The sequence below is a fragment of the Collinsella sp. AF29-7AC genome, from assembly GCF_003475665.1.
In the GTDB taxonomy this organism is placed as follows: domain Bacteria; phylum Actinomycetota; class Coriobacteriia; order Coriobacteriales; family Coriobacteriaceae; genus Collinsella.
This window is the reverse complement of record NZ_QRQX01000008.1, coordinates 1-20,300: the sequence shown is the minus strand read 5'-3', so window position 1 is coordinate 20,300 and position 20,300 is coordinate 1. Positions and strand designations below refer to the sequence as shown.

Here is a 20,300-nt window from a genome sequence, read left to right as displayed (position 1 = left end):
ATGGGCTATCGTGCGGAGCACGACTCGATGGGATCGACCAACTCGATGAGCGTCTGCCAAGAGCGCTCGGAAAGCAGGCGGTCGATGGACGCCTCGCTCAAAACCAGCTCAGACATCGCCGAGAAGAAACCCTCGGAGACGTCGGTCGCATCGCGGGCGATTGAGACGAGGAACACCGCCTGCACCTCGCGACCTCCCCAGATGATAGGTTCGTCGGTGAGGGCGAGGGCCACGAAGCTCTGCGTGCTCGCCGCTTCGAGCGGGTGCGGCATGGCGACCCGGTTGCCGAATGCCGTCGGAGCCGCCTGCTCGCGGCGATACACCAAATCGAGGAAATCGGGCGAAAGGTCGTAGACGCGCGAGGCCTTGCCGACCAGCAGCTCGATTGCCTCCTCGGGCGTCGAGCACGACGCATGCGGCAGAAAAAGCTCCTCGCAGAACAGCGGGCGGGCATCCGACCGCCGCGAATCGGAAAACAGGATTTCACGCACGTCGCTCACCTCTGCCGCGTCCAGAAAATAGCCCACTTGGCGTACCGGGACCGGCACCTCCTCGGCAAGCGGAACCGTCGTGAACACATAGTCGATGCGCGAGAAGTCGACGAAGCGCACGTGGGCGGCATCGCATGTCTCGATATGCTCGACGTACGAACCGAACTCCTGACGATAGCGGTGCTCCAGCAGCCGGGCGCTGCCCGCGCCCGAGGCACAGACCACCAGAATGCGTTTCTTGGGGGCATCGGTCTTTTGGCGCTCGAGCGCCAAGGCGAAGGAGAGAGCGATGTAGCCAATCTCTTCCTCGGAAAGCTCAGCTTCATAATGCGCCGCCAACGAGGAGCCCGCCTCGACGGCCATGGAATAGGCAAGCGGAAAACGCGACTTGATGTCCCCCAAGATGGGATTATCGAGATGCAGATGGTGATGCAAGCGCACCTCGAGCGGCACGAGATGGCGCGCGAGATTCATGCGCAGCTCCAAATCGTGCCTCAAGTCGAATCGGAACGTGCGCCACACCGCGTCGAGCATGCCCGTCACGGCATCCCACACCTCATCCGAGATGACAAGCCCCGCCTCCTGATCATCCCCGGCATCGAAATCCCCGAGCAGGCGCTTGCCCGCCAGATGGATGGCGATATAGGCGACCTCCTCGTCGGGCAAAACGACGCCGGTGCGTGCGCCGATGGCATCGGAGATGCGCCGGGCAATCGGGAAACTCGGGGACTTCCGAATCTCGGTGAGCTGCTCGCCCTCCATGGGCACATAGCAACCTTCGCGTATCCGCAACAAAGCGATGACGATATGCGTGATGAGGTTGCGGTAGGCGACCGAGTTGATGGCGAAGCGTTCCTCGGTCGTCACGTCGTCGACGCAATCGGAAACCACGTCGAACAGCGCACGATACGCCTCGGCGTCGACCGAGAGGCGCGCCGCGCCCTTCAGCTCATCCGAGCCCTCCATGGCGAGGCTCGCGAGGCACAGACGCTTGGCCATCTCGGATCCGATGACCTTGATGCCATGATGGCTGTGCCTGTCGATGGCGAGGCCAAACTGCGCCAAGCGCTCCTCGACCTGTTTCAAATCGTTCGATATGCTCGTCCGTGATACATAAAGGACGCTCGCCAGTGTGTCGATGGCGATGTAATCACTGCGCGAGAGCAAATCGTTGAGGAGATAGGAGACGCGGGCCTCGGCCGTCTGGGGCAACGACGCACGCCGCTGCTTGCGCGCTTGCTCGAATATCGCATCAAGCGCCTGCTCGTCGGCGACGGAAACGGTATAGCCCCGCCCGCGCGCAAGGTCGATAGACGCGACGCCCTCAAGGCTGCGATTGACCGCCTGCACATGGTTGCGCACGGTACGAACGCTCACGCCGAACGCCTCGGCAAGCTCAGCGGGCTTGATGCCCTCGTGCTCCATGATGTGGAGCGCAAATCGCGCCAGCTGCACGTCCATCGGCTTTGACCTCCTCTCGCCTAGCTATGATACCAACGGCGATGGGACGGGTTCCATACCCGGCTTTTCCCTTCCGAGAAGGAAAGCGTTTGCCGAAAACGAGCGCGCGGCGTGCGTGTGGCGCTCGCCGCGCTCTTTGAGACCCGCCAAGACTCGTGCACGCCGGGATTCATCAGTGCGGCGTAATCGACCTCGCGCCCATTCTTCCAATCCCGATAGATGCGCAGGGCCTCGTCCGGCGTCACCACGCGCCCGATGCGGCCCAACCAGTCGACGAGGGAGCGCTGGAACGACTGGAACGAGGCGCCCACGGTCGCCAACAGCTCCTCGTCGCTCACCTCGATGCCGAATTCCTCGAAGAACTCGCGCTGCTCGATCTGGTAATACGCCTCGGTATCGACGATGACGCCGTCCATATCGAAGATGACGGCTTTGAAGGGAAGGCTCCTTGGACCATGATGATGGTTCTCCTGAATCCACTCGTGCGCCGCAACGGCGAAGGGCGCCCTTCGCGACGCTACATCGAAAAGGTGTATCGCGACCCGATGATATATTGCTGCCCCACGTACAGCGGCTTGTTGAATTGATCGCGATACCTGCCCCTCAGATTGAAGAGGGGCTCGGCGAGAGGGACCTCGAGCAGTTTCGCGAGCTCGTCATTTGCCAGTTGGATACCAAGCGACTGCTCGCTGCCGCGAAACGCGCGACGATCCGTCCGCTCGCGAATGAGCTTGAACAGCGAAGCGTCGCCCAGCGGCTCAGTCTCGAGGAACTCGAGACCCGCTCGAGGGAAAAGATTGTACTCGACCATGATGGGGCTGCCGTCGGCCGTGCGGATGCGGTCGATGGCAATCAACTCCTCGACCTCATCGCCAAAGAACTCGCGTTCCCCCTCGGGAACCGAAACGACTTCACGACGCAGCAGCTGGGCTCCGGGAACAAACCCGTTCTTGCGGCAGGAAACCGAAAAACCGTTGAGTTTTTGGCCTTCGCCCTCTGCGCCTCCTACCTTATGTTTCTTGCCGTCTACCTTCGCGAATACGAGGCAAAGGAAATCGCCGATCGCGAGCGCTGGATGCTCGCGACCCGCGACAGCGCGGCCATCAAAGAGCTCGAAGCCTGGCGCCAGTCCGGACGCGAGCTCTCGGTTCTCCGTCACGACATGCGCCACTACCTGCGCGGTCTAGCGGCCCTGATCGAAGAGGGTCACACCGATGAGGCGCTCGAGCGCATCGACGCGCTCCGCGAGATCAACGACCGCACCGCCGTGCGCCGCTACTGCGCCAACGAAACGGTCAACATTGCGCTCTCGTCGCTTTCCGCGGACATCAACGCGCACGGCATCACCGCCGACCTGCGCGCCGTGATGTAGAGCTGCCGCCAGCCTCGCTACAGCGGTGCAGCCGCCGGGGTCAGCTGCTTAATGTAGGCCCACATGCGCTGCTTGGCGGCCTTGTCGGTGAGCGCCGCCTCAAAACCGTCGAGCGCCAGCACGCGGCGCCCCTGCACATGGGCGACCAGGCCGGGCTTGAGCATGGCGGTGTCAAAGTCATCAATTGCCACAAGCATATCGGCATAGGTCTCGCGCATGACATCGGCCGCACTGTTGTCCAGCAGCAGTACCGCCTCGGGGTCCAAGGTCTCCAGCGCCTCGCGGAACAGGTCGCACGTCAGGGCCTCGCCCGCCGCGACCGCTCCGTCGCCCGCGCCGGCGACGCTTGCCAGCACGCAAAAATCCTCGGGGGCATATCCGATGGCACCGAGCGCCTTGCGCAACGCGGCGCCATCCGCGCCGGCAGCCAGCTCACCGCCCGCACGCTCGGCATCATCCAAATCACCTTTGACCAGCACAATCGGAGAGCACGCGTTGCCCGCGATACGCACGCCGCGGCCTGCGAGCGATGCGAGCTCCTGCTCGGTCGCCTGGGCGATGGCTTCTTTTTTCTGGCTTTGTGACGTGGGCATGCGCTCTCCAATCGTTTGCGTGCCCACCATTATATAAAAGAGCCGCCTGCGAGTGGTTGCATTGCGGGCCGTTGGGTATAAGCACGGTCGTACTGAGTTTTACGCGGCCGAGCCGCGTCGCACTATGGAGGTCACTATGGCTGACATTAAGCAGATTACCCCCGAGAACTTCGATTCCGTCGTTAACGGCAGCCTTCCCGTGCTGGTCGATTTTTGGGCACCGTGGTGCGGTCCCTGCCGCTCGCTCTCGCCCATCGTAGACGAGCTTGCCGACGAGCTGGCCGGCAAGCTTGCCGTCGCCAAATGCAACGTCGACGACAACCAGGACCTGGCCATGAAGTTTGGCGTCATGAGCATCCCCACGCTGATCGTCTTTAAGAACGGCGAGGAGGTCGACCGCTCGGTCGGCGCCTTACCCAAGGCAAGACTTCAGGCACTGCTGAAGAAACATCTGTAATACGCTTGTTACTTGCCTGCCGTCCATGAGCGGTTTCGCACCGCTCACTGGAGTGCCAAACGCAAGGCATGCAACCACGGATAGTATGGTAGACACAAACAGCCCCCAGTGAACGGGTGCGGGTCAGACGGACTCGCGCCCGTTTTCTTATGCGACGGCGCCCAGGGCGGGCGTAGTAAAATTTGAACCACCATATCGCCCCGCACAAAAGGAGATTCCCATGCATGACGTCGGAATGAACATGAGCCAGCTTGCCATGAGCGTCAAGCAGGTCGACGACACCATTGAGCTCGCTCACGAGTGGAGCCATCAGCTGCTGCATGCGACCGAGAACTTTGACATGGAGCGCATTGGCGCCAAGCTCGAGGCCGCCATGTCCGCACTGCACGAGGCGCACGATGCGCTCGAGGGCTACGAGGAGGCCATCGAGGCCGACCATAACTCCGTTGGCTCCGTAAAGCTGGTGTAGCGTGGCCGAGCACGAGCACGGCTGCGGGTACGAGCACGAGCATCCGCACGGGGCGGACGGTGACGCAGGCTGCCACTGTAGTGGCTCCGGCTCCGAGCTAGTCCGCTTTTCGGTTACCGCACCGGACGACCTGCTGCGCCGTTTTGACGAACAGATCGCGCGCCGCGGCGACGTGGCCAACCGCTCCGAGGCCGTGCGCGACCTGATTCGCGCCTCGATCGCCAAGGAGCAGATGCGCACGCCCGATGAGCATGTTATCGGGTCGCTCACCATGATCTACGACCACCATACCGGTGGCCTGACGCGCCGTCTGGACGAAGTGCAGCACGACTACACCGACGAGATCGTATCGACCATGCACGTGCATCTGGATCACCACAACTGCTTGGAGATTCTGGCGCTCAAGGGTCGCGGCGAGCGCGTCTACGAACTAGCCGACCGCCTGCTGGGCCTGCGCGGCGTTAAGCACGGCGAGCTCACGTGCGCCGCCACCAAGCAGAGCCTGGGGCTGTAGCGCACCTGTCCCTATTTGGTCGGTTTTGATGAGGGGTGTCGCATGCGACATGTGCATATTCATGTGACGGGCATTGTGCAGGGCGTTGGCATGCGGCCGTTTGTGTATCGCGAGGCCATGGCGCATGGCATTTGCGGATGGGTGCTCAACGCGGGCGACGGCGTGCATATCGAGGCGCACGCTCCGGCCGATGCGCTCGATGCTTTTGTTGCCGCGCTTTCTGCGCATGCGCCTGCGGCAGCCCGCGTTGAGCGAGTCGATATTGCGGATTTGGAGCCTAGCGGCTGGAGCGCTGCCGATGAGCAGGGCTTTCGCATTGTGGCATCGCAGGACCAGACCGCGCACACGACGCTCGTCTCGCCCGATATCGCCACCTGCGACGATTGCCTGCGCGAGTTGTTCGATCCCGCCGACCGACGCTATCACTACCCCTTTATCAACTGCACTAACTGCGGACCGCGCTTTACCATCATCCGGTCGCTGCCTTATGACCGAGCGGCCACGTCGATGAATTGTTTTCCCATGTGTCCTGAGTGTGCCGCGGAGTATGCCGACCCACTCGACCGGCGTTTTCACGCGCAGCCCGATGCCTGCTTTGATTGCGGGCCGCATATTACGTGGCGCGAGGCTGTGAACGGCGATGCGTGCGGGAATTCGTCCGCGACACCGGCCGTCGGCACCACACGCGAGGCCAGCGACGCTATCATCGAGCGCTGCGTCGAGCTGCTGGCCAGCGGCGGCATCGTCGCCATCAAGGGTCTGGGCGGATTTCACTTGGCATGCGACGCCTCCAACGAGCAGGCGGTAGCCGAGCTGCGCCGTCGCAAACGCCGCAGCAACAAGCCGCTTGCCGTTATGGTACGCGACCTTGCCGACGTTGAACGCCTGTGCCATGTCAACGACGTTGAGCGCGGCTTGCTGACCGGCAGCATTCGCCCCATTGTGCTGCTGCGCCGACGTGCCGTTTGCGAGAGTGGAGATTCCCCCGACGCCCTCGCGCTCGCGCCGTCCGTCGCGCACGACCTTCCCGAGCTCGGTGTTATGCTCCCCTACACCCCGCTTCAGCATCTGCTGCTTGCCGCGGCAGAAGTCTGCGGTATGCACGCGCTCGTCATGACCAGCGGAAACCTGAGCGAAGAACCCATCGAGACCGACGACGACCTTGCCTGGAAACACCTCGTTGCCGCCGGCATCGCCGACTCGTTGCTCGGTAACGACCGCGCGATCCTCTCGCGCTACGACGACTCCGTGGTACGCGTGGTCGATGGCGCCGCCATGCCTGTGCGTCGCGCACGCGGATATGCGCCGCAGCCGTTAGCGCTGCCGGCGCTCGACGGCACTGCACCCTGCGTGCTCGCCTGCGGGCCGCAGCAAAAAGCTACGATCGCGCTCACGCGCGAGGACGCCGACGGCCATGTGGCCTGTTTTGTGTCGCAGCATATCGGCGATGTCGAAAACGGCGAGACCTTCGATGCCTGGAACGCCGCGCGCACGCGCTTGGAAAACCTCTTTGACCTGGCGCCTGCCGCCTTGGCATGTGACATGCATCCCAGCTATCTGTCGAGCCAGTGGGCGCGTGAACTGGCACGGAAGCACAATCTGCCGCTTATCGAAGTCCAACATCATCATGCACATATCGCGAGCGTGATGGCCGAGGCCATCGCCGCGGGCCAGCTTACAACCGACGCGCGTGTCCTTGGCATCGCCTTTGACGGCACCGGCGCCGGCACCGATGGGACCATTTGGGGCGGCGAGTTTCTTGTTGCCGGCCTTGCCGATTTTGAACGCGCCGCGCACCTGCGCACCTGGACGCTCCCCGGCGGGGCGGCCTCCGTGCGCGACGCCCGCCGCAACGCCTTTGCCCTGCTCAGTGAGCTCGGCCTGCTCGAGCACCCAGGTGCCGCTCGGCTTTTGGACAGTCTCGACGAGCAAACGCGCAGCGTGACAGCCACCATGATCGAGCGCGGCATCAACAGCCCGCGTACCAGCAGCATGGGGCGCCTCTTTGATGCCGCGGCAGCAATTCTGGGCATCTGCGACAAGGCAACCTACGAGGGCGAACCCGCCATAGAACTCGAAGCCGCCGCCTGGCGCGCGTTCAGCAGTGAAAGTGCCTGCCCCACCGGCAATATGGCCAGCTTTTCCGTAACCGAATCATCCCGTCCGGACGACTGCCATGTTCTGAACTCCAGGCCGCTTTTTGAGGCGCTTTTGGAGGGAATCAGGACCGGCGTGCCCGCTGGCAAGCTCGCGCTCGACTTCCATGTCACCATCGCACGCGCGTCGGCCCGCATCGCAAGCGAGATCTGCGTCCGTGAAGACCTCGACACCGTCGTGCTCTCGGGCGGAGTGTTCATGAACCGACTTTTGCTTCGGCTCCTTACCCACGAACTCAAAGACGCCAGTCTTGCCGTCTTGGTCCCCCGCTCCGTGCCCGTTAACGACGGCTGCATCGCCTACGGTCAGGCCGCCATCACTCGCGTTCGCCTCGCGCAGACAGCATCGCGATAGGCTGTTTTGCCAGCCTGCGCCCCGCCGTCTCACAGGTGTAACGCGTTTGCTCGTGACCCCCGCGAGCGCTACCATCAACTGATGGGTAATTAGGCGCCTATCCAGCGCAAAACGTATAAAAGGGGAACATTATGTGCCTTGCCGTTCCCGGTAAAGTGGTCAAACGCGACGACGACCTTAAGGCGACCGTCGACATGATGGGCATCGAGCGCCCCGTTTCGCTGCGCCTCGTGCCGACGGCACAGGTAGGCGACTATATTCTCGTGCACGCCGGCTTTGGCATTCAGATTGTCGACGAGCAGGAAGCCCAAGAGACACTCGAGCTCGTCAATACCATGACCGAGCTGGCCGAAGAGGACCAGCTCGCCACCAACCCGGCCGAGGCATACTAGTGGCGGCGGCGCAGCCGGTTCGCTCCGGTATCGACTTTTCGGCATTTCGCGATTCCAAGCTGGCCCGCGAGCTCATCGAACGCATCCATGAACTCGTCGGCGACCGCACCATCAACCTTATGGAAGTCTGCGGCACGCACACCGTGAGCATCGGCCGCTATGGCTTTCGCTCCATTATGCCGACAGGACTCAAACTGCTAAGCGGCCCGGGGTGCCCCGTTTGCGTCACCGCCAACCGCGACATCGACCACGCAATCGCGCTCGCTAACATAGACGGCGCCATCATCACCACCTTTGGCGACATGATGCGCGTGCCCGGATCGTCCACCTCGCTTGCCGCGCAAAAGGCGGCGGGGCGCGACATCCGCATCGTCTACTCTCCGCTCGACGCACTCGACATTGCCGAGCAAAATCCCGAACGCCCGGTCATCTTTATGGGCGTCGGCTTTGAGACCACAACGCCCACCATTGCCGCCGCTATCCTGGAGGCCGACGCGCGCGGGCTCCAGAACTTCTCGGTCTACTGCGCTCACAAGACCACGCCGCCGGCGTTGCGCGCCATCGCCAACGATCCCGAGACCACCATCGACGGCTTTATCCTGCCTGGCCACGTCGCCACCATCACGGGCTTGGCACCCTTTGGGTTTTTGGTCGATGAGTTCGAGACCCCCGGCGTAGTCACCGGGTTTGAGCCGGTCGATATCCTGCAGGGCATCTGCATGCTGGTCCAGATGGTTGTCGAGAACAGGCCCGCAATCGACAACGCCTACCGCCGTGGCGTCAATGCAGACGGCAATCCCGTAGCGCGCCAGCTGGTCGAGCAGGTGTTTGAGCCATGCGACACCACGTGGCGCGGGCTGGGGCCGATCGCCGGCTCGGGTCTTTCCATCCGACCCGAATTCGCGCGCTTTGATGCCGGCACCCGCTTTGACGTGCCCGTTGAGGCGACGGTTGAGCCACGCGGGTGCCGCTGCGGCGACGTGCTGCGCGGTGCTATCACGCCGAGCGACTGCCCGTTGTTTGGCCGCACCTGCACGCCCGAGCATCCCGTCGGCCCCTGCATGGTGAGCTCCGAAGGCAGCTGCGCGGCGTACTTTAGATACCGCGACTAGCCCGGACGCACCCGCACGCTGGCACCACCCACGATTGGAGTTTTCGATATGTCCCGTACTGCCACCGATAGCACTGTCCTGCTGGGCCACGGCTCCGGCGGCCAGATGATGAAGCGCATCATCGACGAGGTCTTTCTGGATGCCTTTGGGTCGCCCGAGCTGCTCGAGGGCAACGATGCCGGTGTCGCCGCGCTGCCCGCAAACGGGCGAATCGCCATGTCGACCGACAGCTTTGTGGTGACGCCGCAGTTCTTCCCCGGCGGCAATATCGGCCGCCTCGCCGTATGCGGAACCGTCAACGACGTCGCGACCTCGGGCGCCAACGTGCGCTACCTCTCATGCGGCTTTATCCTCGAAGAGGGCTATCCCATGGACAAGCTGCGCCAGATTGTGCAGACCATGGCCGAAACGGCGCGCGAGGCGGGCGTGTCCATAATCACCGGTGACACCAAGGTGGTCGAGCGTGGCGGTGCCGACGGCGTCTACATCAATACCGCCGGCGTGGGCGAAGTGCCCGCGAGCGTAGAGCTCAGCGGTGCAAACTGTCGGCCCGGCGACGCCATCCTGGTATCGGGCACGCTAGGCGACCACGGCATCGCCATCATGAGCCAACGCGAGGGCTTGGCGTTTTCGAGCACCATCGAAAGCGATGCCGCGCCGCTCAACCACCTGATTGCCGACGTGCTCGCCGCCGCCCCCGACACCCGCTGCTTCCGCGACCCCACGCGCGGCGGCCTGGCATCCACGCTCAACGAGTTTGCCCAGGCCAGCGGCGTTGCCATCGAGGTCGACGAGGATGCCGTGCCTGTGCGTCCCGACGTACAGGCCGCCTGTGAGATGCTCGGCTACGATGTGCTGCAGGTGGCAAACGAGGGCAAGATGGTTGCCGTCGTGCCGGCCGAGCAAGCCGATGCCGCGCTGAGCGCCATGCGCGCCGCCCGCTACGGCGAGAATGCCGCCATCATCGGTCGCGTGCTGCCACTTGCCGAGGGCGCCCATCCCGCCGTGCGCGTGCGCACCGGCTGGGGCTCGACCCGCATTCTCGACATGCTCGTGGGAGAACAGCTGCCGAGAATTTGCTAGGGCGGAACCGCACGGTCGGCGCAATGTGACCTGATATCCCTGAAGATGTTCAGATTCCAAGCACGCCCAACGCGGAAGCCCAGTATTATGAGGTGCGTTTTAAACCCAATGACGGGAGCTTTCATGGCAGCAGCTTTTTCCCATGTGATCTTTGACCTGGACGGCACCATCCTCAACACGCTTGAGGACCTGGCGGCAGCCGGCAACCATACCTGCGAGACGCACGGCTGGCCTACGTTTGCCGTTGACGAGTACCGCTATAAGGTGGGAAACGGCATGCTCAAGCTGGTCGAGCGCTTTATGCCCGCCGAGTATGCGGGCGACGGGCGCGCCTTTGAGCAGTCGCTTGCCGAGTTTAGGGCTTACTACGGCGAGCACAAGGAGGACCACACCGCCCCCTACGCCGGCACGATTGAGATGCTCGACCGTCTGCGCGCCGCGGGCATTCAGCTTGCCGTGCTCACTAACAAGGACCACGTCTCGGCGGTTCCGCTTATCGAGAAATACTTTGGTTCCGAGCGCTTTGCGCTGGTGCAAGGCCGTGTCGATGCGTTTCCGCCTAAGCCCGAAGCGCCCGTCACACTGCACGTGATGAAGGAGCTGGGCGCCAATCCGGCGACCACGCTCTATGTGGGCGATTCGAATGTCGATGTCCTAACTGGCCACAACGCCGGCCTTAAGAGCGCCGGCGTCAGCTGGGGCTTCCGCGGCCGCGCAGAGCTGGAGGCCGCCGGCGCCGACTACGTGGTAGACACCCAGGCAGAGCTCGCGGCGCTGGTGCTGGGTGAGTAGCGAGCGGCACTGCTTAACGTAGCTGCGACAATTCTTCCGCGAGGAAAGCGCATCCCGTTTTGGAGCTCCGAAATGGGATGCGCTTTCCGCTTGAGGCGCGTCGGGAAAACGCCATCCCGTTTTGGAGCAATATTCCTGGTCACACTTTCCGCAACCCACCCCATCCGGAAACCGCGACCCACTATTCGCCCAAATACCGGCTCGCATTTTCCCGACTACTCATTTAAGTCTGTCCCCAATGAGTGCCCCAGCAACGGAAGCGCCGATGTTTTGGCAACGACAGCGAAAGCCCGCCAGAGCGAGCAAGGTGCCTTGAAACAAGGCGGCATTGACCTTTTGGTCATGCCGCCGAAGCTGAAAGGCAGATTGCCGCTCTGGCGGGCTTGCAGCGTCGAGCAGTTGCGGCGTTTGGTAAAACGCCGCAACTCCCCTAGTTCATCATCGCATTCATCATCTCGTTGGTTGCGGAATCGTCGGCAGACCACTCGCCGTCGTCATTGCAGGAGTACTTGAAGGTGACCTTGGTGTCCTTGGTTTTAGCAGCCTTAGTCACATCGACCATAACCTGACCGGCCATCTTGTACAGCTCGTCATCGGAAGGCATCGAATCGAGCGCGGCGACCTTCTCCTGGTACTGGGTGGCAAAATCCTCAACGATCTGGTTCATGGACTTGCAGGTAATGGTGACCTCCGCAGTTGCGGTGCCCTTGTCCTCGTCGACCGTCACGTCGCCGATCTTGTAGTCAAAGCCCTCGAGATAGCTCTTGGCATACTCCTTGGGATCGATACCCAGCTGCTCGAACTCGTCGCCCGAGGCCTCTTCCAGGCCGGCGAGGAAGTCGTCGCCGCCGTTCTTGACCTCGTCAAACTGCGTCGAAAGATCCTCGGTAATGAGTTCCTCAACCGAAGGACCTCCGCAGCCGGAAAGCACAACCACGCACGCGACCAGAACAGCCATCAGGGGCGCAAGCAGCAGCTTCTTCTTCATGACATTCCTCCCAACAAGCGGCACCACGCTTCCCGACGCGGTGCACGTCGTAACAATAAGGCCATACTAGCCGCTAACGAACACCCCCGGCAAAGCAAAGGCGCAGCCGGCTCGATTTAACGTCCGAACGGTTTGCAAGCCCGCCCAACGTGCAATAAAACGCTTCCCCGCGGTGCAATAAAAAAGGTGGCCGGAAAACCCGACCACCCTTGCACATCCTTATGTTGCCGCAGTTTACTTGCGGACGACCTTAACGATGGCGTCACCGGCGGCGACAGCGGAGTCGGCCTCGACGGCGAGTTCGACATCGGCAAACTCGGCGGTGTTGGACACGGCCACCACGACGCAGTCCTTGTAACCGGCGGCGGCGATCTTGGCGCGGTCGATCTTGAGCATGGGCTGGCCAGCCTTAACGACGTCATCGGCCTTGACGAAGCCCTCGAAGCCATCGCCGTTCATGTTGACGGTATCGACGCCAACGTGCACCAGGACCTCGATGTCGCTATCGGACTGCAGGCCCACGGCGTGGCCCATGGTGACGGTCACCTTGCCGTCGCAGGGAGCGTAAACCAGATCGTCCTCGGGCCACACGGCGCAGCCCTTGCCCAGAACCTCGCCACCAAAGACGGGATCGGGCACGTCGGCCATCTTGATGACCTTGCCCTTGACGGGTGAGCACAGCACGTCGGCGCCGGCAGAAGCAGAGATGGAGGACGGAGCAGCGGCAGCCGCGGGCTCAGCCTTCTTCTTGAACATGTCAAACAGACCCATACGTTTTCTCCTCTTGATTAAGCGCAACGTTATGCGCATGCCTATGGTGATTATAGTGCCAAATGGTTCAAATGCTAAGGTGGGGACTCGAATCGCGAGCCCATCCCAACGCTTTTCCCCGGTGGCACTCATATTGTCGATTAATCCAGGCCCTCGGCACCGTTGGACTTGATGATCTTCTGGTAGGCGTAGAAGCTGTCCTTGCGGCGGCGCTCGTAGGTACCGGTGCCGTCGTCGTACTTATCGACGTGGATGAAGCCATAGCGCTTGCGCATCTCGCCGGTGCCGGCGGAAACCAGGTCGATGGGGCCCCACCAGGTGTAGGCGATCAGGTCGACGCCGTCGGCAATGGCCTCGCCCATGGCCTTGACGTGGCTCTGCAAGTAGGCGATACGATACGGGTCGTGGATGGAGCCGTCCTCCTCGACCTCGTCGTAGGCGCCCATGCCGTTCTCGACCACCATCAGCGGAATCTCGTAGCGGGCGTAAATCTCGTTGAGGGCGATGCGCAGGCCCAGCGGATCGATCTGCCAGCCCCAGTCGGTGGATTCCAGATAGGGATTCTTGCCGCCAAAGGTCATGTTACCCTCGGTCATCTCGTGGTCCTTGTGGGTGCCCACGGTGCCGGACATGTAGTAGCTAAAGGTGTAGAAATCGACCTTGCCGTCGGCGATATCCTGCAGGTCGCCGTCCTCCATCACGAGCTCGACATCGTTTTCGGCCCAGAAGCGCTTGGCATAGAACGGATACTTGCCGCGCACCTGCACGTCGGAGCAGTACCAGTTCATGGTATTCATCTCCTGCTGCGTGGCGAACACGTCGGCCGGATCGCACGTGGCGGCATAGGAGAGGATGAAGCAGTCCATGTTGCCCATCTTAAACTGCGGATAGTGCTCGTGGGCATAGCGCACGACGCGGCCGCTGGCGACAAACTGGTGATGCAGGGCCTGCATACGGGCCTGCGGCGTGGTGTGGACCGCCGAAGCCGGGCCCTCAAAGCCCTGGATCATGCTGGTCCCAAAGAGGTTACCCATGTCCTGGGTGCCGCAGTTGATCTCGTTGAAGGTGAGCCAGAACTTGACCTTGTCCTGATAGCGGTCGAAGACGGTCTGGCAGTACTTCTCAAAGAAGCCGATGAGCTCGCGGCTCGCCCAGCCATTGTATTTCTCGACCAGGTGATAGGGCATCTCGTAGTGCGACAGGGTCACGAGCGGCTCGATATTGTGAGCGCGCAGGCAGTCGAAGACGCGGTCGTAGAAGGCGAGACCTGCCTCGTTGGGCTCGGCGTCGTCACCGTTGGGGAAGATGCGGCTCCAAGAGATGGACATGCGGAACATGTTGAAGCCCATCTCGGCGAACAGCGCGATGTCCTCCTCGTAGTGATGGTAGAAATCGATGCCGTCATGGTTGGGGTAGAAGCGGTCGGAGTCGATGTCGATCGTAATCTGACGCGGCTCCTTGTAGCTGCCGCCCAAGAAGTGGTCGTCGACCGACGGACCGCGGCCGTCAACGTTCCAAGCGCCCTCAAACTGATTGGCGGCCGTGGCGCCGCCCCAATAGAAACCCTCGGGGAACTTGATGTTTGCCATGAGCATCTCCTTTGCATTGCGGGTCGATAGGCCGAGTATCGCCCACGCACGCGACAGGCAGGGGCAGGGATGCCAAACCCGACACTTCTTTTCGCAGACGCGCGCTGCAACAGCGCTGCAGCTGAAACTTTTTGACACCGAAGGAGCGAAGACGATCCGCCCCGCGCTTACCGGCGGTATGCCGCGGGGGTGCAGCCATACTTGTCGTGAAACTTACGGTAGAAGAAGCTCATGTTTTCATAGCCCACCGCATGCGCAGCCGCCCCGGCCGTGGCGCCGCCGCGCAGAAGCTCGGCCGCACGTACCAGGCGTCGCTCCTGCACAAGCTGCCTAAAGGTCTTGCCCACATGGCGCTTGAGAAGCGCCGTCGCATAATTAGGGCTCAAGCCAAACTCCGCCGCCATCCCCTCGAGGGAGCATACAGCGAATTCGCGATCGATATAGCCAAGCATTCCCGTCACCAGGGCAGTGGGCCCCGCCGCGCCGTCCGCCGCGCCGCGCACCAGCTCGCGCTCGTAGCAATCCATGAGCTCGGCCAAAATCAGCTGAAACAGACGCAAGACGATCTCGGGACCGTTGGGGCTCGGGTCGTACAGCTCGCAGAGCATCTCCTGCATGTAGCGCCGAATCCGACGGCTCTCGCCGCAGTAAAAACGGACATGGCCCCGATGGTCCGTCTCGCTGTTGAGCGCGTTGAACAAAAACCGCGAGACCGCACTCTCGCGCGAGAGGCTCGACTCGAGACTCCGGCGCAAAAAAGAGCGTGAAACGGTCATGCTCAGCATGATGTCGTCCTCGCCGAGCGCCGCCACGGCATGAGGGCAAAGGGCGTCGAGCAAAAGCACCTCGTTGCGGCGCAACTCGAGCCTCTCCCCCGCCACCGTCTGCGGGCAGCACCCGCGATACACATAGCTCATCTCCACGTAATCATGCACGTGCTCGGGAACTGCATTAAAGCGCGAGTTTTTCCTTATCGTCAGGCCACGCGGCATGCCAGGCTGGGCATAGGCAAACCCTGGCTGCCCAATCTTGCGCACTGGGCATCCGTCGATTTCGACATGCTCGGTCATAATCGACCAATCAAATGCCATGCCGTCTTTATAAGCGATCTCACTGGCGCTCAGTTCGCTGAGCCTACGCTCGAGCTCGTCGATCTCCATGGCTTGCCAATCGTTGATTTAGTCATAGTTCGTCGTGATTCAGATATTAGCAGAACGCGCCGACGCGTCCATAATCTGTGCTATGCAGCAGATCGATCGAGCCAAGGAGGATCCATGACCGCGCACTATCAGCAGGTGCTCGAGGGTACATACGACAACCATGTGCTTCCGTTTTTGTGGATGAAGGGCGAGAGCCATAAGACCATTGCCGAGTATCTGGAGAAGATCGCCGGCGCCGACATCCACGAGGTCTGTCTCGAAAGCCGCCCACACCCCGATTTTTGCGGCGAGGGCTGGTGGCGCGACTTGCGCTTTGTCATTGACGAGTGCAAGCAGCTGGGCCTTAAGCTCTGGATCTTGGACGACGCGCACTTCCCCACGGGCTTTGCCAACGGCGCCGTCAAGGAGGCCGTGCCCGAGCTCCGCAAGATCGTGCTCACGCACCGCACGTTCGACATCGTGGGCCCCACGTCCGCCGCGAGCATCGCGCTCGCCAACATGCTCGACAAAACGGAGCGCTTCTACGGCGTGACATTTATGCAGGACGGCAGCCCCGTCGACGTCGCTTACCGAGTAATCGACGATGCAGACGGCAACCCCAGCCGCCTGGTCTTCGATGCACCTGCGGGCCTCACGCAGGCATGCGTGATGTTCACGAGCGGCAAGACCTCCTACAACGAGGACTACATCAATATGGTCGACCGCACCTCGGTGGCGCAGCTCATCGATGCTGTCTACGAGCCGCATTTTGAGCATCTGGGCGATGAGTTTGGCAAGACGATCCTGGGCTTTTTCTCCGATGAGCCCGGATTTGCCAACGAGAAGGGCACCACGGGCCCCGATGGCATCTCGGACACGCTCATCGGCAAGGCCACCGCGCCCCTACCCTGGTCGGCCGAGCTTGAGTGTCGCCTACGCGCGGCACTGGGCGAGCGCTACCTGGCCGAGCTCCCGCACCTGTGGGACCGCGAGCCGGCCGGCGCGCACGTACGCCACGTCTATATGGACATCGCGAGCACCCTCTATAAGGAGTGCTTCTGCGACCAGCTCGGAGACTGGTGCCGCGCGCGCGGCGTGCAGTACATCGGCCACGTTATCGAGGACAAGGACTGCCACGCGCGCCTGGGCGTGGGCGCCGGGCACTACTTCCGCGCCGTGGGCGGTCAGGACATGGCGGGCGTCGACATCGTGATCAACCAGCTGGTACCCGGCATGGACCGCGGCCTTCACAGCTACGGACGCGGCGTGTGGGACCTCGAGTTCTATAACTACGTGCTGCCCAAGCTGGGCTCCTCGGCAGCACACCTCGATCCCAAAAAGCAGGGGCGCTGCATGGCCGAGGTCTTTGGCGCATTTGGATGGCACGAAGGCCTACGCGAGATGAAGTGGATCGCCGATCATTTTTTGGTGCGCGGCGTCAATTGGTTTGTGCCGCATGCCTTTAGCATGGCCGCCTTCCCCGACTGGGACTGCCCGCCGCATTTCTATGCGCATGGCCAAAACCCCCAGTTTGCACACTTTGGGCAGCTCATGAGCTACATGAACCGTACGGCGAGCCTGCTGAGCGGCGGGCGCGCAACGACCCCGGTGGCGCTTCTCTACCATGCGGACGCCGAGTGGACAGGCGAGGCGAACTTTATGCAGCATGCCGGCTCCGAGCTTATGCGCGCGCAGGTCGACTTTGACATCGTGCCGGCAGAGGCATTTGAGGACGCAGGGCGCTATGCCGTTGAAATTGCCGCAGACGGTAGCGGCTTTGGCGTGAACGGCCAGGCATACCGCTGCCTGGTGATGCCCGGAGCCGAGTTTGTCGGCGGCGCCGTGCTCGACTTTGCCGCGCGCGCCGCAGCCGCAGGTGTTGCCGTGTACGCGCTGGATGAGTTGCCGAGCAAGCGCTACGACGGTGATATTGCAGCCCGCGAGGGCTTTGCCTCCCTGGATGCAACCGCGCTCGCCGGCATCAAACTCCTGGCGACCACCGAGCTCGCAGGTACACTTGCCAATACCGGCATGCAGACCGTGGTTTGCGCCGAGCCCCAGCCCTGGCTGCGCGCACTGCGCTACGAGCGGGCGGGCGAGAGCTATCTGATGCTCGTCAACGAGCATCCCAAGCAGGGTATCTCCACTCAGATTACGCTTGCCGACGGCACACCCGTTGCAGGCGCGCGCCTCGACCTGCTCAACGGCACCGAGCCCGCCGCCTTTGACGGCACGCTCGAGCTGGCTCCCTACGAGAGCTGCATCGTGGTCCTTGGGGCTACAGGTTCCGCCGGCGCGGCAACTGCTGGAGACGAAGCCACATGCGTCGACGGGCCCTGGGCGGTTGCCTTCTCTGCCCCTGGTACCGATGCCTTTGGCGAGTCTGTTGAGCTTGCAGACCTGCACGACCTTTCCTCGGCCGAGTTCCCCGGCAAGGCCGGCACGTTCCGCTACCAGGCCTCCTTTGTCCTGGGCGAAGCGGCCAGCCGCGCTGTCATCGACCTTGGGGAGGTCTTTGAGACCGCAACCGTCACCCTCGACGGCAAATCCCTCGGCACCCGCATCTGTCCGCCTTACCGCTTTGAGGCCGCCGCACTTTTAGCCGGTGAGCACGCGCTCACGATTGACATCATCAACACCCTCGACCACGCCGTCCCCGACGTGTTCGGCATGACCGAGCCCTCCGAGCCCAGCGGTCTCTTGGGGCCCGTACGCGTGCTCGGGTAACGCCCCGGGCGCAAACGGCCCAACAAGGACAGCGCCCCTATGTTGAGCCCGCACAGCGTCGAGCGGTCCGTCGTTCATAGACCGGCGGACCAAAACTCCCAGCCAAGCCGAACGTTTTATTTATCGCTATGATTGGTTTATCGCGACGCAAACGCATAGGAGCCATATGGATATCAGGCGAAAGATCACGCAGGGCAAAAGCCTCACCCCCACCGAGCAACAACTTGGGCGAACGGCCCTCGCCATGGGCGAGGATGTGCGCGGGCTTTCCATTAAGGAATTTGCCGCGTGCGCCAACGTTTCGGTCGCGAGCGTGCACCGCTTTTGCAAAAAGCTCGGCCTCGAGGGATTCAAAGACCTCAAGGTCGAGCTCATCCGCCAGGCGACCGAGGCGGGCAACCGGCGCGACGTGGACATCAACTTTCCCTTCGATGCCACCTCCGCCCCTGCGCAGGTGATGGAGCGCATGGAGGGGCTCTACCAGACCACCTTGGCCGAAACGCAGGAGCTGCTCGACCCTGCACAGCTCGACCACGCCGCCAAGCTCATCATGCGCGCCGGCACCGTGGACATCTACACGGGCTCGCATAACCTGTATCCAGCGGGAATGTTCCGCGATCGCCTGCTTTCCGCCGGCAAAAGCGCGACGTGCCACGACAGCGTCGAGGCGCAGGTGCGCACGGCGCTCGCCTCGGGTCCCGACCATGTGGCAATCGTCATCTCCTACAGCGGCCTTGCCCCCAACCTCAAGGAGATCTTGCCGATCCTTAGCAGTCGACATGTCCCGGTCATCGTCATCGGCACGCCGTACTGTGCCCGCATTCACCCCGGCTTTGCCGCCTATCTCACGGTAAGCGACCACGAGAGCATGACGCACCGCATCACGCAGTTCGCCAGCCATATCGCCGTGCAATACGTACTCGATTCGCTCTATAGCAGCTACTTTGCCAAAGATTACGCCCGCTGCTCCGAGTTCTTAGAGCGCTCGTTCCCCTACACCCGCCTGCCCGGACTCAAGTAGCGACGAGCGTGGATTTTTGGACACTCAGATAACGAGCGTGGATAATCTCCCACTTTGAGCCCACAAACAGGCTAAAAACGGGAGATTATCCACGCTCATTTTGGGTCCCCTGGGAACGCATGAGGAGGGCGGATAGACAGCCGTTATTTGCGAGGCGTCAGCGACGTAAAGAGTCCGTGTTGGTTGCAGTAAAGAAATATTCTGCCGCGCCCGGTAATATGGAAGCGCGGCTGCACCGATTGCTCTGGATAGAGCTTCTTAAAGCAGATGCCGTCCATAGTCGCATATGCCACAAAGCTAATGTAGTGATCCTTGGTCATGGGATGATCAAGCGTGACGTACCAATCGTCCTCGATGCGCTCGATGGAAAAGGCGTGGTCCGCGTCCGGCTCTTCGGCCTCCTGGGGAAACATCGTGGAGCCACAGCAGCTAAAGCTGCCTTCTCCGAGCGCGTGCACAACGTTTCCGCAGATAGGGCAAACGTAAAAGACGCCTTTGAGCATATTGCCTGCACGGTTGGCGTTGGCCCGAATGTCACCAGCCAAAAGCTCGGCCACGCTTATGCCGAGTCTCTGGGCCAAAGGCTCAACGAGGGAAATGTCGGGAAGGCCGCGGCCGGATTCCCACTTGCTGACGGCTTTATCGGTCACGCCAAGGCTTTCCGCCAGGGCGCGCTGGGTGAGGCCGCGCTCTTCGCGCAGCTGCTTAATGGCATGCGCTGCCAAAAAAGTATGGGAGGCATTGGTTTGCCGTGTCTGGTTCATGGGCTGTCTGTTAGCGCCGGGCGATTTTAGCCGCTAATAGTCAAACGATTTTGA

At 62.1% G+C, this 20,300-nt stretch carries 20 protein-coding genes; 11 read left to right on the top strand and 9 right to left on the bottom strand.

The annotated features are described in order from the left end of the window. Nucleotides 1-5: 5 nt before the first annotated feature. From DWZ15_RS05000 to DWZ15_RS04990, 3 genes are all read right to left on the bottom strand, one after another. Nucleotides 6-1,952, bottom strand: a complete 1,947-nt coding sequence (locus DWZ15_RS05000) for a BglG family transcription antiterminator (RefSeq protein ID WP_118449738.1) — start codon at nucleotides 1,950-1,952, stop codon at nucleotides 6-8. Nucleotides 1,953-1,972: 20 nt separating this feature from the next. After that, a complete protein-coding gene (locus DWZ15_RS04995) occupies nucleotides 1,973-2,368 on the bottom strand; it encodes a hypothetical protein (protein ID WP_118449736.1) in 396 nt (131 codons plus the stop codon). Between the two features lie 101 nt (nucleotides 2,369-2,469). Beyond that, nucleotides 2,470-3,111 (bottom strand): GntR family transcriptional regulator, encoded by a 642-nt coding sequence (locus DWZ15_RS04990; protein ID WP_233544638.1) that lies wholly within the window; start codon nucleotides 3,109-3,111, stop codon nucleotides 2,470-2,472. A gap of 3 nt (nucleotides 3,112-3,114) precedes the next feature. Between DWZ15_RS04990 and DWZ15_RS04985 the strand changes: the two genes are divergently transcribed. Beyond that, on the top strand, nucleotides 3,115-3,324 hold the full coding sequence (locus DWZ15_RS04985) for a hypothetical protein (protein WP_118449734.1): 210 nt from the start codon (nucleotides 3,115-3,117) through the stop codon (nucleotides 3,322-3,324). Between the two features lie 17 nt (nucleotides 3,325-3,341). On the opposite strand, the gene DWZ15_RS04980 is transcribed toward DWZ15_RS04985, so the two are convergent. Further along, the gene (locus DWZ15_RS04980) at nucleotides 3,342-3,917 is read right to left on the bottom strand and encodes a hypothetical protein (protein ID WP_118449810.1); all 576 of its coding nucleotides are present in this window, start codon (nucleotides 3,915-3,917) and stop codon (nucleotides 3,342-3,344) included. Between the two features lie 136 nt (nucleotides 3,918-4,053). Here DWZ15_RS04980 and trxA point away from each other — a divergent pair, with 136 nt between their 5' ends. The 8 genes from trxA (at nucleotide 4,054) to DWZ15_RS04940 (ending at nucleotide 11,247) form a co-directional block, all read left to right on the top strand. Further along, nucleotides 4,054-4,374, top strand: coding sequence for a thioredoxin (gene trxA, locus DWZ15_RS04975; protein WP_118449732.1), 321 nt, complete (start codon nucleotides 4,054-4,056; stop codon nucleotides 4,372-4,374). A 220-nt stretch (nucleotides 4,375-4,594) separates the two neighbouring features. Beyond that, a complete protein-coding gene (locus DWZ15_RS04970; RefSeq protein WP_117564540.1) occupies nucleotides 4,595-4,843 on the top strand; it encodes a hypothetical protein in 249 nt (82 codons plus the stop codon). 1 nt (nucleotide 4,844) lies between these two features. After that, entirely contained in the window at nucleotides 4,845-5,357 is a 513-nt protein-coding gene (nikR, locus tag DWZ15_RS04965) for a nickel-responsive transcriptional regulator NikR (RefSeq protein WP_118449730.1), read from the top strand. Between the two features lie 42 nt (nucleotides 5,358-5,399). Continuing rightward, nucleotides 5,400-7,868 (top strand): carbamoyltransferase HypF, encoded by a 2,469-nt coding sequence (hypF, locus tag DWZ15_RS04960; protein ID WP_118449728.1) that lies wholly within the window; start codon nucleotides 5,400-5,402, stop codon nucleotides 7,866-7,868. A gap of 131 nt (nucleotides 7,869-7,999) precedes the next feature. Further along, a complete protein-coding gene (locus DWZ15_RS04955; RefSeq protein WP_055250830.1) occupies nucleotides 8,000-8,260 on the top strand; it encodes a HypC/HybG/HupF family hydrogenase formation chaperone in 261 nt (86 codons plus the stop codon). Beyond that, complete coding sequence (gene hypD, locus DWZ15_RS04950) at nucleotides 8,260-9,372, top strand: hydrogenase formation protein HypD (RefSeq protein ID WP_118449726.1); 1,113 nt, start codon at nucleotides 8,260-8,262, stop codon at nucleotides 9,370-9,372. Before DWZ15_RS04955 ends, hypD begins: the two co-directional genes overlap by 1 nt. A 48-nt stretch (nucleotides 9,373-9,420) precedes the next feature. Beyond that, complete coding sequence (gene hypE, locus DWZ15_RS04945; RefSeq protein WP_118449724.1) at nucleotides 9,421-10,455, top strand: hydrogenase expression/formation protein HypE; 1,035 nt, start codon at nucleotides 9,421-9,423, stop codon at nucleotides 10,453-10,455. A gap of 123 nt (nucleotides 10,456-10,578) precedes the next feature. Next, entirely contained in the window at nucleotides 10,579-11,247 is a 669-nt protein-coding gene (locus DWZ15_RS04940) for an HAD family hydrolase (RefSeq protein ID WP_233544637.1), read from the top strand. Nucleotides 11,248-11,677: 430 nt separating this feature from the next. Here DWZ15_RS04940 and DWZ15_RS04935 read toward each other — a convergent pair whose 3' ends face one another. The 4 genes from DWZ15_RS04935 to DWZ15_RS04920 all read right to left on the bottom strand — a co-directional run bounded on the left by DWZ15_RS04935 (nucleotide 11,678) and on the right by DWZ15_RS04920 (nucleotide 15,755). Then, nucleotides 11,678-12,235, bottom strand: a complete 558-nt coding sequence (locus DWZ15_RS04935; protein WP_118449720.1) for a hypothetical protein — start codon at nucleotides 12,233-12,235, stop codon at nucleotides 11,678-11,680. A gap of 234 nt (nucleotides 12,236-12,469) precedes the next feature. Beyond that, on the bottom strand, nucleotides 12,470-13,006 hold the full coding sequence (locus DWZ15_RS04930) for a PTS glucose transporter subunit IIA (protein WP_118449718.1): 537 nt from the start codon (nucleotides 13,004-13,006) through the stop codon (nucleotides 12,470-12,472). A 140-nt stretch (nucleotides 13,007-13,146) separates the two neighbouring features. Further along, a complete protein-coding gene (locus DWZ15_RS04925; RefSeq protein ID WP_118449716.1) occupies nucleotides 13,147-14,595 on the bottom strand; it encodes a glycoside hydrolase family 1 protein in 1,449 nt (482 codons plus the stop codon). A gap of 167 nt (nucleotides 14,596-14,762) precedes the next feature. Then, nucleotides 14,763-15,755, bottom strand: coding sequence for an AraC family transcriptional regulator (locus tag DWZ15_RS04920; protein WP_118449714.1), 993 nt, complete (start codon nucleotides 15,753-15,755; stop codon nucleotides 14,763-14,765). Nucleotides 15,756-15,869: 114 nt separating this feature from the next. On the opposite strand from DWZ15_RS04920, the gene DWZ15_RS04915 reads away from it, so the two are divergent. After that, nucleotides 15,870-18,461: a glycoside hydrolase family 2 gene (locus DWZ15_RS04915; protein ID WP_118449712.1), complete on the top strand. Its 2,592-nt coding sequence runs from the start codon at nucleotides 15,870-15,872 to the stop codon at nucleotides 18,459-18,461. 166 nt (nucleotides 18,462-18,627) lie between these two features. Continuing rightward, a complete protein-coding gene (locus DWZ15_RS04910; protein WP_117634523.1) occupies nucleotides 18,628-19,482 on the top strand; it encodes a MurR/RpiR family transcriptional regulator in 855 nt (284 codons plus the stop codon). Between the two features lie 143 nt (nucleotides 19,483-19,625). Here DWZ15_RS04910 and DWZ15_RS04905 read toward each other — a convergent pair whose 3' ends face one another. Next, the gene (locus DWZ15_RS04905; protein WP_118449710.1) at nucleotides 19,626-20,246 is read right to left on the bottom strand and encodes a helix-turn-helix domain-containing protein; all 621 of its coding nucleotides are present in this window, start codon (nucleotides 20,244-20,246) and stop codon (nucleotides 19,626-19,628) included. Nucleotides 20,247-20,300: the final 54 nt, after the last annotated feature.

Bases quoted from the DNA above. Each gene is read 5' to 3' on its own strand.
- DWZ15_RS05000 (WP_118449738.1), bottom strand. From the start codon at position 1,952: ATGGACGTGCAGCTGGCGCGATTTGCGCTCCACATCATGGAGCACGAG.
- hypE (WP_118449724.1), top strand. From the start codon at position 9,421: ATGTCCCGTACTGCCACCGATAGCACTGTCCTGCTGGGCCACGGCTCC.
- DWZ15_RS04995 (WP_118449736.1), bottom strand. From the start codon at position 2,368: ATGGACGGCGTCATCGTCGATACCGAGGCGTATTACCAGATCGAGCAG.
- trxA (WP_118449732.1), top strand. From the start codon at position 4,054: ATGGCTGACATTAAGCAGATTACCCCCGAGAACTTCGATTCCGTCGTT.
- DWZ15_RS04925 (WP_118449716.1), bottom strand. From the start codon at position 14,595: ATGGCAAACATCAAGTTCCCCGAGGGTTTCTATTGGGGCGGCGCCACG.
- DWZ15_RS04980 (WP_118449810.1), bottom strand. From the start codon at position 3,917: ATGCCCACGTCACAAAGCCAGAAAAAAGAAGCCATCGCCCAGGCGACC.
- DWZ15_RS04940 (WP_233544637.1), top strand. From the start codon at position 10,579: ATGGCAGCAGCTTTTTCCCATGTGATCTTTGACCTGGACGGCACCATC.
- DWZ15_RS04905 (WP_118449710.1), bottom strand. From the start codon at position 20,246: ATGAACCAGACACGGCAAACCAATGCCTCCCATACTTTTTTGGCAGCG.
- DWZ15_RS04930 (WP_118449718.1), bottom strand. From the start codon at position 13,006: ATGGGTCTGTTTGACATGTTCAAGAAGAAGGCTGAGCCCGCGGCTGCC.
- DWZ15_RS04915 (WP_118449712.1), top strand. From the start codon at position 15,870: ATGACCGCGCACTATCAGCAGGTGCTCGAGGGTACATACGACAACCAT.
- DWZ15_RS04920 (WP_118449714.1), bottom strand. From the start codon at position 15,755: ATGGAGATCGACGAGCTCGAGCGTAGGCTCAGCGAACTGAGCGCCAGT.
- DWZ15_RS04910 (WP_117634523.1), top strand. From the start codon at position 18,628: ATGGATATCAGGCGAAAGATCACGCAGGGCAAAAGCCTCACCCCCACC.
- DWZ15_RS04970 (WP_117564540.1), top strand. From the start codon at position 4,595: ATGCATGACGTCGGAATGAACATGAGCCAGCTTGCCATGAGCGTCAAG.
- DWZ15_RS04955 (WP_055250830.1), top strand. From the start codon at position 8,000: ATGTGCCTTGCCGTTCCCGGTAAAGTGGTCAAACGCGACGACGACCTT.
- hypF (WP_118449728.1), top strand. From the start codon at position 5,400: ATGCGACATGTGCATATTCATGTGACGGGCATTGTGCAGGGCGTTGGC.
- DWZ15_RS04985 (WP_118449734.1), top strand. From the start codon at position 3,115: ATGCGCCACTACCTGCGCGGTCTAGCGGCCCTGATCGAAGAGGGTCAC.
- DWZ15_RS04935 (WP_118449720.1), bottom strand. From the start codon at position 12,235: ATGAAGAAGAAGCTGCTGCTTGCGCCCCTGATGGCTGTTCTGGTCGCG.